A 12558-nucleotide genomic window follows, 5' to 3' on the forward strand; every position below is an offset into this window, starting at 1 on the left:
ACTGGAGGTTTGAATGAAGGTATTGAAATCCACCCTGGCCATCGTTTCCGCGGCGGCTGTACTGGGTGTCAGTGGTTTCGCCCAAGCTGGCGCCACGCTGGACGCCGTGCAGAAGAAAGGCTTTGTGCAATGTGGGGTGAGTGACGGCCTGCCGGGTTTCTCGGTACCGGATGCCAGCGGCAAGATCCTGGGGATCGATGCTGACGTTTGCCGCGCTGTGGCCGCTGCCGTTTTCGGCGACGCTACCAAGGTCAAGTTCAGCCAGTTGAATGCCAAGGAGCGTTTCACCGCGCTTCAATCGGGCGAAGTCGACATTCTGTCCCGTAACACCACCATGACCAGCTCCCGCGACGCCGGCATGGGCCTGAAATTCCCAGGCTTCATCACTTACTACGACGGCATCGGCTTCCTGGTAAACAACAAGCTGGGCGTGAAAAGTGCCAAGGAACTGGACGGTGCAACCATCTGCATCCAGGCCGGTACCACCACTGAGCTGAACGTTTCCGACTACTTCCGTGGCAACGGCCTCAAATACACCCCGATCACCTTCGACACTTCCGACGAAAGCGCCAAGTCGCTGGAATCCGGTCGTTGCGACGTGCTGACCTCCGACAAGTCCCAACTGTTCGCCCAGCGCAGCAAGCTGGCCGCACCGAAGGACTACGTAGTTCTGCCGGAAACCATTTCCAAGGAACCACTGGGCCCGGTCGTACGTAACGGCGACGACGAGTGGCTGGCCATCGTGCGCTGGGTTGGCTACGCCATGCTCAACGCTGAAGAAGCCGGTATCACCTCCAAAAACGTTGAAGCCGAAGCCAAGTCCACCAAGAACCCGGACGTTGCACGTCTGCTCGGTGCTGACGGCGAATACGGCAAAGACCTGAAAGTGAAGAAAGACTGGGTCGTACAGATCGTCAAGCAAGTCGGTAACTACGGTGAAGTGTTCGAGCGCAACCTGGGCAAGAGCACCCCGCTGGAAATCGACCGTGGCCTGAACGCACTGTGGAACGCTGGCGGCATTCAATACGCACCACCTGTGCGCTGATCGCTGATGGTTCTGTCACCCGGTGGGCCAACCGCCGGGTGATGTTCTGTTCCATTATTTCCGGGGCACTTCATGCAAAATCAAATCGGCGCACCAAAGCAGAAGCTCAGCTTCAGCGATCCCAAAGTGCGTGCGTGGCTCTTCCAGATCATCACGATTGTGGCGGTGGTCTCGCTGGGCTGGTACCTCTTCAACAATACCCAGACCAACCTTCAGCACCGGGGCATTACCTCGGGTTTCGACTTTCTTGAACGCAGTGCCGGCTTCGGCATCGCGCAGCACCTGATCGACTACACCGAATCGGACAGCTATGCCCGAGTGTTTGTGATCGGTTTGCTCAATACCCTGCTGGTGACCTTTATCGGGGTGATCCTGGCGACGCTGCTCGGGTTCATCATCGGCGTGGCCCGGCTGTCGCCGAACTGGATGATCAACAAGCTGGCGACCGTGTACGTGGAAGTGTTCCGCAACATTCCGCCGCTGCTGCAAATCCTGTTCTGGTACTTCGCCGTGTTCCTGACCATGCCGGGGCCGCGTAACAGCCATAACTTCGGTGATACCTTCTTTGTCAGCAGCCGTGGCCTGAACATGCCGGCAGCGATTGCCGCTGACGGTTTCTGGCCGTTTGTGGCCAGCATCGTGGTCGCCATCGTGGCAATCGTGCTGATGGCGCGTTGGGCCAACAAGCGTTTCGAAGCGACCGGCGTACCGTTCCACAAGTTCTGGGCCGGCCTGGCGCTGTTCATCGTGATCCCGGCCCTGTGTGCCTTGATCTTCGGTGCACCGCTGCACTGGGAAATGCCCAAGCTGCAGGGCTTCAACTTCGTCGGCGGCTGGGTCCTCATCCCTGAACTGCTGGCACTGACCCTGGCGCTTACCGTGTACACGGCAGCGTTCATCGCCGAGATCGTGCGTTCGGGCATCAAGTCCGTCAGCCACGGCCAGACCGAAGCCGCACGCTCCCTGGGCCTGCGCCCTGGGCCGACGCTGCGCAAGGTCATCATCCCGCAGGCGCTGCGAGTGATCATCCCGCCGCTGACCAGCCAATACCTGAACCTGGCGAAGAACTCGTCGCTGGCCGCCGGTATCGGTTACCCGGAAATGGTTTCGCTGTTTGCCGGCACGGTGCTCAACCAGACCGGGCAGGCCATCGAAGTCATTGCTATCACCATGAGCGTGTACCTGGCGATCAGCATCAGCATTTCCCTGCTGATGAACTGGTACAACAAGCGCATTGCGCTGATCGAGCGGTGAGGAAACACGCATGAGTACGCATACTTTCAAACCTGATATGCCGCCGCCGAACAAAGTGTTCGGGCCGATGGCATGGATGCGCGCCAACCTGTTTTCCAGCTGGCTCAATACCCTGCTGACGCTGTTGGCGTTTTACCTGATCTACCTGGTGGTGCCGCCGATCCTGCATTGGGCGATCCTGGATGCCAACTGGGTCGGCACCACGCGCGCCGACTGCACCAAGGAAGGCGCCTGCTGGGTGTTTATCCAACAGCGCTTCGGGCAGTTCATGTACGGCTACTACCCCGGCGACCTGCGCTGGCGTGTAGACCTGACCGTGTGGCTGGCCATCGTTGGCGTGGCGCCGTTGTTCATCTCGCGTTTCCAACGCAAGGCGATCTACGGCCTGAGCTTCCTGGTGCTGTACCCAGTCATTGCCTTCTTCCTGCTGCACGGCGGGATCTTCGGCCTGACCAACGTGGCGACCAGCCAATGGGGCGGCCTGATGCTGACCCTGGTGATCGCCACCGTCGGCATCGCCGGCGCCTTGCCGCTGGGCATCATGCTGGCGTTGGGGCGGCGGTCGAACATGCCGGCGATTCGAGTGGTCTGCGTGACCTTCATCGAATTCTGGCGCGGCGTGCCGTTGATCACCGTGCTGTTCATGTCTTCGGTGATGCTGCCGTTGTTCCTGCCCGAGGGCATGGGCATCGACAAATTGCTGCGGGCGTTGATCGGCGTGATCCTGTTCCAGTCGGCCTACGTGGCCGAAGTGGTGCGCGGTGGCCTGCAGGCGATTCCCAAGGGGCAGTACGAAGCCGCCGCGGCGATGGGCCTGGGTTACTGGCGCAGCATGGGCCTGGTGATTCTGCCGCAAGCCCTGAAGCTGGTGATCCCGGGCATCGTCAACACGTTTATCGCGCTGTTCAAGGACACCAGCCTGGTGATCATCATCGGCCTGTTCGACCTGCTCAACAGCGTCAAGCAAGCCGCCGCCGACCCTAAATGGTTGGGCATGGCCACCGAAGGCTACGTGTTCGCGGCCCTGGTGTTCTGGATTTTCTGTTTTGGTATGTCGCGCTATTCCATTCATTTGGAACACAAGCTCGACACAGGCCACAAGCGTTAGGAGTTGTTGTTATGAGCGAAGCGATCAAACAGCCTGTGAGCCCTGAAGGCATTATCCAGATGCAGGGCGTCAACAAGTGGTACGGCCAGTTCCACGTGTTGAAAGACATCAACCTCAACGTCAAGCAGGGCGAGCGTATCGTGCTGTGCGGCCCGTCGGGTTCGGGCAAGTCCACCACCATCCGTTGCCTCAACCGCCTGGAAGAACACCAGCAGGGCCGCATCGTGGTCGATGGCGTGGAACTGACCAACGACCTCAAGCAGATCGAAGCGATCCGCCGTGAAGTCGGCATGGTGTTCCAGCACTTCAACCTGTTCCCGCACCTGACCATCCTGCAGAACTGCACGCTGGCGCCGATGTGGGTACGCAAGATGCCCAAGCGCAAGGCCGAGGAAATCGCCATGCACTACCTGGAACGCGTGCGTATCCCGGAGCAGGCCCACAAGTTTCCGGGGCAACTGTCCGGCGGCCAGCAACAGCGCGTGGCGATTGCCCGTGCCCTGTGCATGAAACCGAAAATCATGCTGTTCGACGAGCCGACTTCGGCACTCGACCCGGAAATGGTCAAAGAGGTACTGGACACCATGATCGGCCTGGCCGAAGACGGCATGACCATGTTGTGCGTAACCCACGAAATGGGCTTTGCGCGCACCGTGGCCAACCGCGTGATCTTCATGGACAAGGGCGAGATCGTGGAACAGGCGGCGCCGAATGACTTCTTCGACAACCCGCAGAATGATCGGACCAAGTTGTTCTTGAGCCAGATCTTGCATTGATCGATGCTTGAAACGATAAACCCGGCCTGGTGCCGGGTTTATTTTTTGGGGGGCTAGGAGGCCTTGAGTGTTTCAGTGTCGTTGTGCACGGTGTAGGTAAAGGCGCCGCGCATATCCGCGCCTTCTGCCAGGACTTTTGCGTCAGCAAGCAGGTGCGGGTGACGATCCAGTAGCCGCATCAGCACCACCAAGGGTTTGGGAGCAAGCAACTCGCCACGTTCGTAGCGAGAGAATGCGTTGTGGCCGCCACCGGACAGCAATTCCACCGCTTCTTTTTGCGTAAGATGGAGTTTGCGACGGGTACGTTTTATTTCGGCGCCGATCATTTGCCGGGCGGCGAGGGCAAGTTCATTCTTTGCTGCGTCATAGCGGTCGGTACTGTCGTCTGGGTCCCAGAAACCATCTGCGCATACTTTGCACTCCCAGCCTGAAAGTTCGTCGACCCGGCGCTCCATACCTTTAATACTGATGGTTTCACTGCGGCCCTCGAAATAGGTCAATCCGCTGGGAGCGCCACAGATGTAGCAATCTTTCACCTTCATACATTTTTCTCCTTGAGGGAGATCACCGGAGGGGCACCGTCTGGGGAATCAATGACCTTGATGTAAATCTCCCGATCTTTCGCTTGCGTGTGGTAAGAACCCTAGTGCGTTGCCTTTGTAGTCAGGTCCGAATAGGCTGTAGAAAAATTCATCCTATGATTGGACGAAAGCGCTGAGCCCATGACAGACATCGCCCCCTTGATCAAACGCTCCCTGGTCGACCAAGCCTTGGAGCAGTTACGGCTACGAATCACCGAAGGCCGATGGGCCATCGGTGAGCGCCTGCCCACCGAGCCTGAGCTGTCCGCCGAGCTGGGTATCAGCCGCAATACCGTGCGCGAGGCCATGCGCGTATTGGCGTTTTCCGGGTTGATCGAGATCCGTCAGGGCGATGGCAGTTACCTGCGCTCGATGACCGATCCGCTTGGAGCGATGCGGGCGCTGTCCCATTGCACCCTGGAGCAGGCGCAGGAGACGCGGCAGATACTGGAGGTGGAGGCCATCGGGCTGGCTGCAGTGCGCCGCACCCAGCAAGACCTCAAAGCGTTGCGCAGCGCACTGGACGCCAGCGCCGAGCTGTATCACGGTGACCTGGAGGCCTATATCAGCGCTGACCTGGTGTTTCACAAACACTTGGTCGACGCCGCGCACAACCCTGCCTTGAGCGAGCTGTACCAGTATTTCTCCGCCATCGTTGGCGCACAGTTGCGCCAGACCCTGAATATCTCACCGCGCCGCCAGGCCGTGTTTGACTTGCACGTCGCCCTGCTCGACGCGGTGGAACACCAAGACCCCGAGCGCGCCAAATCCGTCTGCCGGCAGTTGATCAATGAACCATGAAGCCAAACGCACGACCGAACTCGAAGAACTCTTGATCGACGCCGAAGCCGACGACGAGGTGGTGCAGCACAGTCACCCGGTGGTCAGCCGCCCCTGGCTGTTGTTGCTGGGCCTGATCCTGGTGGCGTTGAACTTGCGCCCGGCACTGTCGAGCATGTCGCCGCTGCTGGCTGAGGTTTCACACAGCCTTGGGTTGTCAGCGGCAAAAGCCGGCTTGCTGACCACCTTGCCGGTGCTGTGCCTGGGCCTGTTCGCGCCGATGGCACCGATCCTGGCCCGGCGCTTCGGCGCCGAGCGCGTAGTGTTGGGGATTTTGCTGACGCTGGCTGCCGGGATCATCCTGCGCAGCTCGTTCGGTGAGGTTGGATTGTTTGCCGGCAGCCTGATCGCGGGTGCGAGCATTGGCATCATCGGCGTGCTGCTGCCGGGTATCGTCAAGCGTGATTTCGCCAGGCAGGCCGGCGCCATGACCGGCGTCTACACCATGGCGTTGTGCCTGGGGGCAGCGCTGGCGGCGGGCTCTACGGTGCCGTTGAGTGATTACTTTGGCGACAGCTGGAACATCGGCCTGGGGTTCTGGCTGGTGCCGGCGTTGGTGGCGGCGTTGTTCTGGTTGCCGCAAGTGGGGCACAAACACGGCGCGCATCAAGCCGCCTATCGGGTGAAGGGTTTGCTGCGTGACCCCTTGGCGTGGCAGGTCACGGTGTACATGGGCCTGCAATCGTCCCTGGCCTACATCGTCTTTGGCTGGCTGCCGTCGATCCTCATCGGTCGTGGCTTGAGTGCCACTGAAGCCGGGCTGGCGCTGTCCGGCTCGATCATCGTGCAATTGGCCAGTTCGCTTGCGGCACCGTGGCTGGCCACCCGCGGCAAGGACCAGCGCCTGGCCATCGTCGTGGTGATGCTGCTGACCCTGGGGGGGGTGTTCGGTTGCCTGTACGCACCGCTCGATGGGCTGTGGGGGTGGGCAATCCTGCTGGGCCTGGGCCAGGGCGGTACGTTCAGCCTGGCGCTGACCTTGATCGTGTTGCGTTCGCGTGACGCCCACGTTGCCGCCAACCTGTCGAGCATGGCCCAGGGGTTTGGCTATACGCTGGCTTCCCTTGGCCCGTTTGCGGTGGGCCTGATTCACGACTGGACCGGCAGTTGGTCGGCTGTGGGCTGGGTCTTCGCGGTGATTGGCCTGGGCGCGATCGTCGCCGGGCTGGGCGCAGGCCGTGCGTTGTACGTCGGGGTGTGCAGCGAGAAGGTCTAGAGGTAGACCACCTCCAGAGTGCCCGAGCCGTCCAAGGGGATATCGGTGCTCAGGTCCAGGTTCTGCTTGGCAGTGATCACCGCTTCGAGGGTCAGCGTGCTGGTCAGTGTCTGGATCGCAGAGGGGCCGGCCGTGCTGCCTTCAAGGTCGGTAAACCCCAGTAGGCTTCTGGCGCCGATGTCGATCGGGTTGCGGTTGGACGTGCGCCACGCTACGCCGCCGGTGGTGGACTCGGTGCCATAAAGGCCTGGCAGCGTGTCTGCCACGGTTTGCTTCGGATCGAAACTGACCGAGTACACACCGATCTTGTTGCCGCTGTTGTCCAGGCCCATCCCGTAATAGATCTCGCTGTTGACGTGGGCGGTGCCGTCACGGTTATCGCGCATGCGCAGGGCGTAGCGCACCGGGCCATTGCAATCGACGCTCAGGTTCAGGGATTTGGCCGGCAGCCGCGTACCTGTCGTGAGGTTGAGGTCTTGTTGGGAAATCTTGCCGAAGTCGACCAAGCCCCCGGCGGACAAGGTTGGGGTGCAGGCCACCGGGGTGATCAGGCCTTTGACGTTCAGCTCGACCGTGGAGTCGGCCATCGCCAGCGGGCTCAGGGCAAGGGTCAGGAACATCAGTGACGGTTTCATTGTGGGGCTCCGGTACGCGGGTTAGAGGTAAATGATTTCCAGGGTGGCGGAGCCGTCGAGTCTGATCTCGCTGCTCAGGTCCAACTGCTGGAGCGGGGCGATGACTGTCTTCAGCGTCAGCAGGGCGGATACCTTCTGCAACGCTGTGGGGCCAAGGATGCTGCCGGCACTGTCGGTAAAGCCCAGGTAGCTGCGGCCAGCCAGGGGCAGTGGGTTGGCATTGGCGCTGCTCCAGGCAGCGCCCGCCGTGGTGGACTCGGTGCGATACAGCTGTTGCAGGTTATCGGCGCTGGCCTGCGCCGGGTCGACGTTTACCGAGTAGCGGCCGATCTTTTGCGCGCGTGCGTCCAGGCCCAGCCCGTAGGCTGTCTCATCGGTGCCGCCGGTTGCCGAGCCCAGGCGATTGTCTTGCATGAGCAAGGCAAAATGAGTCGGTCCGTCGCAGTTCACTGTCAGGGCCAATTGCTTGTCCGGCAGATGCGTCTCCTTGTCGGGGTTCAGTGCCTTGGCCGACACCTTGCCAAAGTCCACCGTGCCGCCATTGGACAGGCTGGGCGTGCACGCCGCTGGAGCGAAACGCGCGAGCAATTGCAGCTCCCGGGAGCGACCGGAGGCGGGCGCATCGACCCACCCAGAGGCCTGCCAGGTCACGGCATCGCGAACGCGGGCGGCGCCGTCCTCGGCCCAGGCATTGGCCACCATCTGTACGGAAAAGCGGCGACCGAGCGCGGGCTGGCCGTTGTGCAACGGCACGATGCCATGGTCGGCTCGCCAGGTCAGGCTTGAACCGTGGGTACTCGGTGCTAGCCCGTGACCGGCAATCAAGCCCAGGTTCACGGCATGGCCATCCAGCACCGCGTCCTGGACCTGTAACTGGTAGCTGCCCTGGTCGGTGAAACGAAACCGTTCGGCACCGGCGGCCAGGCCTCGGTAAAACAGGCTCATCGCCACAGGTTGCGAGCAGGTGAGGGTCAGGCCAACACGTCGCTCGCCGAGTAAACGCTCGGGCGCAGGCGTCACCAGTACGGCGCGGTTCATCAGGCCGAAATCCAGGCGTGGCTCGCTGAGGTCCAGGCGGCATTCTTCCTGCGCCTGTGCAGGGCCGATGCCGATGCCGACCAGCACGAGCGCTATCGCGGGCAGCAGGTAATCAAGGTTCATGGCAGGTTTCCTCAAGGCAGTGGGCATCGGGCCGGGGCGGTTTCGAAATACACCTGCGGGTCGGCCTTCTTTGGCAATTCAAAGTGCAAGCGGCAGCGTGGCTGCCCTGGCGCCTTGATCCACAAGGGGGGCAGGTCAAGCACCGTGGGCAGGAACACGTGGTTGCTTTCTTGCACCAGCGTGACGAACTCGCCGTCGGCGGTGGTCACCGTGGCCCCACGCGGAACGGGCCTGTCCAGGGTCAGCAAGGCCCGACGCGTCAGCGCCACGCCAAACTCAAGCCGGTCTACCGCCCCACGGCCCGCCGAGACCACGGCCAGGCCATTGCTGATGTCGGCATTGCGCGGCAACGAGCCGGTTTGCACTTCCACCGGGCTACGGCCATAGGCGCTGACCTGCGGCACCACCGCCTGGCCTTGCCAGTCGGTCCACACAGGGCCGCTCGGCGTGCTGACCTTGACGCCGGCCATGTCCCCCACCGACAGCAACGCAAAGGTGTCGCGCACCGGGTACGGCGAGAAGGTCACGCCGTCGCCGTGCAATACCACCGCGCCACGCGCGCCCCCCTGATAGCTGGAACGCTCGTCGTCCGAGCGCGTGTAGTTGACGTCCAGCTGGGTGTAGAACGGCAGCGCCGTGAGCCCCAGCGACGATTCCACCTGGCGGTCACGGCTGTCATGTTCAACCCCGACCCGATAGGCCAGTTGATCGTTGATCTGTTCGTTGACGCCCGTCCCGATACGGTGCTCGCCGCCGGAATTACGCACCCACGCCCGGCCACGGCGGCGCTCGCCAAGGGGCACGCTGATATTCAGGTAAACGGCGTCGTCGTTGTATCGGCGGCCGCCCATGTGCCATTCGGCGGTGGCCGACAGGGACACGCCACCCACCTGTGTTCCCCACGAGGCCAGCGCGCGGCTGCTGCTGTCGCCGGCAAACGAGGAGGTGCGGGAAACCCCGGCGCTGAACGCGCCCAGCCGGGGATGGGACCATGAGGCCGTGGCACTCTGCTGGTCGCGGTAGCGTGAGCGCTGTTGTTCACGCGTGTCCGTGAGGTAGGTTGATTCGCTAAGGTCGCGGTAGTCCTCGGTTCGCCAGGAGTTGGCGGCGCTGATGGCCCAGCGTTCACCCAGTCGTTGGCTCCATGAGAGGTCGGTCTGCAGGCCGCGTTGCTGATCACGGCGCGTTGACTCGGCGGCGATGACTGCCAGTTGCCATTGGCTGTCCTGCGCGGGCAAGAAGCCCAGGTTCAGGCCAACCGACCGGTAATCCATCGCCGCCAGTACGCCGCTGCCCAGTGACACCAGAGGGTGAGGTGCACTCGTCCACCCCGCGCTGACCACCCAGGGTTGCGCGCCGTCGCCTCCGTCTGCATCGCGCACCCGGCCGGCGGCCACCGAATAGCCCGGCGCCGGCAAGCCCAGCCCGAGCATCGCAGCCGGGACGGTGAAGCGCCGTTCTTCGCCGGAGGTTTCCTTGACGGTCACCTCCACATCGGAGCGCCCGCTCAGGCGCGGCACATTGCTCAGGGAAAAGGGGCCGGCCGGCACCACGGTGGAGTGGATCAGCGCACCGTTCTGGCGTACTTCCACCTGGGCCGGCCCATTGGCGATGCCATCGATGGTCGCACCTTGATTCTGGTCTTGCAGGCCCTGCTCGGTCAGCACTTGTACGCCGGTGATCTGGGCCCCGGCCAGCACTGGGTTATAGAGATTGATCTGCCCCGCCTGCAACACCGCTTGTTGGCGGGCGAAGGTGCGTTGGGCGTAGGCGTCCAGGTGAGTGCTGCGCGAGACGCCGTCTTGCCAGGTCTGGACTTGGCGACTGCGCACGATCCAGTCGCCGGCATTGAAGCCGACTTCTGTATTGGCCGAGCCGAATCGGCTGGTGTCATCGCCGTACTGGTTATGCAGCCCCGTCACGTCGTAATTGAGCAGGCCGGCAAACCCGCCGGTGCTGTAGCCGGAAATATCCCGAGTCGCCGGACGCAGCGCCTGGGTGGGCACCACGAGGGACAGGCTCAGGCTGGCCGGGTCTGGCTCAATCATGGTTTGCGGGTACTGCTCGATAAACCCGTGACAGGCGCCCGTGCTGCGAGGCGGTGTTTCCAATTGCGCCGCGTCCAGCAATGCAGCGTCGAAGCACAGCGTGCCGTGGTCGTCGAAGGTGGCGTCGACACGCCCTCTGCGCAGGCCGTTGACCGACAGGTTGACGGCGTGGCGACCGCTGGCAAAGCGCGGTGCTTGCAGCAGCAAACTGGCCAGCTCCGGGTCGATGCCGCGTTGGTGCAGGGTCTGGTTGTCGAAGGTGCCCGTTGCCGGATCGGCCCAGGCGGGGCCAGCCAATAGGGCAGGGCCAAGGGCGGCCCAGGCAATGACGTGCAGCTGAGCGCGTGACAGGCGTGGTAAAGCGCCGGGCACGGCGTTGCCGTCACGGTAATTCATGACTGTGTTCACACAAATGCACTCTTGTGATGGAGGCCCGTGGCTAGACTTTCGTTGGCGCCAGGCTGTCTTCCCGGTGGCCTTCAGGGAGTGGCCACTTCGTTTTATAGAGGCGTCGCAGTGTCCATGGACGCCGTTGGATCAACGTGTGATCGGCGCATCATGAGGCGCGACGGCAAAGCCATACACCGTGGCCGGCTGCAGGCGTACCGCGGTTGCGGCAGGCCCTTTCGCCGGGACCGTCAAGGTCTCTCCCGGCAGCACATAGGTGCGTGGCAGCATGGCCGCGCCTTTGCCGGGTAGCAGTCGCAGTTCCTGGGCCAGGCGTACCACGTAAGGCGTGGGGTTGTGCACGCTGAGCCGGCCGTTTTTCAGCTTCCAGCTCAACCCCAGCCACGGCGTGCGGTTGGGCGGCAGGCCCTTGGGATTCAGGATCACCGGCAGGTTCTGCCGCACCGTGACGCCCACTTGGGCGCGCCCGGCCTCGGCGCCGGATCGTTTCTGGGGCATGCCCTCGAAAATCACCCGCTTGAGGCGTTGGGTCTTCAGCGGCTCCTTCGATTGCAGGATGAACCGCACCAACTGACTCTTGCCGGGCTCCACCCGTGCGAGAGGGGGCGTGACGAACAGCAGCGTGTCCTTGTCTTCGGGGATGTCTTCAAGGGTCACATGCAGCAGGGCCAGCTTGCCGTCGGTGTTGGTCACCGACACGGCAGCTTCGCCCTCCGCTTCGTGGACGATGACTACCGAGGTGTCGGGCACCATACCGTCGGCCAGCGCGCTGGTGGCGCAGCACCACAGGGCGAAGCCGGCACAACCGGCGCGTATCCAGGAAACTTGCATCATCTGAGCACTCATTCAATAAGGGTTACAGGTACTTGAGGTCCAGGGTGATCGAACCTTGCAAAGGCACTTCTTCCTTCAGCGTCAGGCCACTGGCCGGGCTGATGGCGGTTTCCACTCGCAGGCTGGCTACCAACTGCCTGATGGGCTCGGGCTGGAGGGCGTCCGAGCGCGCGAACCCAATGTATTGCGCCGGGTAGGCGTTGGCCTCGGGGTGCCAGGTGCCGCCGTTGTCGGGCGACGTCAGGACACGCAGCGCCGCGCCGTCGCCTACCGGCCCACGCAACGCCAAGCCCACTGACCCCAGGCGTTCCGACGGCGCGTGAATGTTCATGCCCAACCCGTAGAACACCAGCGGTGCCGGCGATGAGCCCGGGTGATTATCGATACCCACCAGGGCAAACAGGGTCGGGCCTTCGCAGCTGATACTCAGGCCCAGTTGCTGGCTGGGCAGTTGGGTGTATTCAGTTGGCTTCAAGGTCCGTACCGGGATCTTGCCGAAATCGACCAGGCCGCTGTCGGACAGCGACACGCTGCAGGCCTGGGGCGTGATTCGGCCGGTCACGCTCAAGTCCACGGTGGACCCTGCGAGGGCGGGCGTCAGGTTCACGGCGAGCAGCATGAGCGCGCAGGAGAGGATCGTTGTGTTCATCAC

Annotated in this window: 12 protein-coding genes; 6 read left to right on the forward strand and 6 right to left on the reverse strand. The window is 62.6% G+C overall.

The genetic code is table 11. The features are described from left to right. Nucleotides 1-13 precede the first annotated feature (13 nt). The 4 genes from BM70_RS0108620 (at nucleotide 14) to BM70_RS0108635 (ending at nucleotide 4183) form a co-directional block, all read left to right on the forward strand. Nucleotides 14-1045: an amino acid ABC transporter substrate-binding protein gene (locus BM70_RS0108620; RefSeq protein ID WP_025855626.1), complete on the forward strand. Its 1032-nt coding sequence runs from the start codon at nucleotides 14-16 to the stop codon at nucleotides 1043-1045. A 72-nt stretch (nucleotides 1046-1117) separates the two neighbouring features. Next, nucleotides 1118-2299: an amino acid ABC transporter permease gene (locus BM70_RS0108625; RefSeq protein WP_025855627.1), complete on the forward strand. Its 1182-nt coding sequence runs from the start codon at nucleotides 1118-1120 to the stop codon at nucleotides 2297-2299. A 10-nt stretch (nucleotides 2300-2309) separates the two neighbouring features. Continuing rightward, on the forward strand, nucleotides 2310-3407 hold the full coding sequence (locus tag BM70_RS0108630) for an amino acid ABC transporter permease (protein WP_025855628.1): 1098 nt from the start codon (nucleotides 2310-2312) through the stop codon (nucleotides 3405-3407). A gap of 11 nt (nucleotides 3408-3418) precedes the next feature. Continuing rightward, entirely contained in the window at nucleotides 3419-4183 is a 765-nt protein-coding gene (locus BM70_RS0108635) for an amino acid ABC transporter ATP-binding protein (protein ID WP_003171943.1), read from the forward strand. Nucleotides 4184-4236: 53 nt separating this feature from the next. Here BM70_RS0108635 and BM70_RS0108640 read toward each other — a convergent pair whose 3' ends face one another. Next, entirely contained in the window at nucleotides 4237-4725 is a 489-nt protein-coding gene (locus BM70_RS0108640; RefSeq protein ID WP_025855629.1) for a type II toxin-antitoxin system MqsA family antitoxin, read from the reverse strand. A gap of 180 nt (nucleotides 4726-4905) precedes the next feature. Here BM70_RS0108640 and BM70_RS0108645 point away from each other — a divergent pair, with 180 nt between their 5' ends. Both BM70_RS0108645 and BM70_RS0108650 read left to right on the forward strand, forming a co-directional pair. Continuing rightward, nucleotides 4906-5565 (forward strand): FadR/GntR family transcriptional regulator, encoded by a 660-nt coding sequence (locus BM70_RS0108645; protein WP_025855630.1) that lies wholly within the window; start codon nucleotides 4906-4908, stop codon nucleotides 5563-5565. Continuing rightward, nucleotides 5555-6820, forward strand: a complete 1266-nt coding sequence (locus tag BM70_RS0108650) for a CynX/NimT family MFS transporter (RefSeq protein ID WP_025855631.1) — start codon at nucleotides 5555-5557, stop codon at nucleotides 6818-6820. Before BM70_RS0108645 ends, BM70_RS0108650 begins: the two co-directional genes overlap by 11 nt. Here the strand turns inward: BM70_RS0108650 and BM70_RS0108655 are convergent. The 5 genes from BM70_RS0108655 to BM70_RS0108675 form a co-directional block, all read right to left on the reverse strand. Beyond that, nucleotides 6817-7455, reverse strand: a complete 639-nt coding sequence (locus BM70_RS0108655; RefSeq protein WP_025855632.1) for a DUF1120 domain-containing protein — start codon at nucleotides 7453-7455, stop codon at nucleotides 6817-6819. The genes BM70_RS0108650 and BM70_RS0108655 overlap by 4 nt on opposite strands. A 21-nt stretch (nucleotides 7456-7476) precedes the next feature. Further along, complete coding sequence (locus BM70_RS0108660; RefSeq protein ID WP_025855633.1) at nucleotides 7477-8616, reverse strand: DUF1120 domain-containing protein; 1140 nt, start codon at nucleotides 8614-8616, stop codon at nucleotides 7477-7479. Nucleotides 8617-8627: 11 nt separating this feature from the next. Next, the gene (locus BM70_RS0108665; protein ID WP_043274190.1) at nucleotides 8628-11060 is read right to left on the reverse strand and encodes a fimbria/pilus outer membrane usher protein; all 2433 of its coding nucleotides are present in this window, start codon (nucleotides 11058-11060) and stop codon (nucleotides 8628-8630) included. A gap of 141 nt (nucleotides 11061-11201) precedes the next feature. After that, nucleotides 11202-11903, reverse strand: a complete 702-nt coding sequence (locus tag BM70_RS0108670) for a fimbria/pilus chaperone family protein (RefSeq protein ID WP_238354196.1) — start codon at nucleotides 11901-11903, stop codon at nucleotides 11202-11204. 25 nt (nucleotides 11904-11928) lie between these two features. Then, entirely contained in the window at nucleotides 11929-12555 is a 627-nt protein-coding gene (locus tag BM70_RS0108675) for a DUF1120 domain-containing protein (RefSeq protein ID WP_025855636.1), read from the reverse strand. Between the last annotated feature and the right edge of the window lie 3 nt (nucleotides 12556-12558).

The sequence above is a fragment of the Pseudomonas sp. CHM02 genome, assembly GCF_000612585.1.
In the GTDB taxonomy this organism is placed as follows: domain Bacteria; phylum Pseudomonadota; class Gammaproteobacteria; order Pseudomonadales; family Pseudomonadaceae; genus Aquipseudomonas.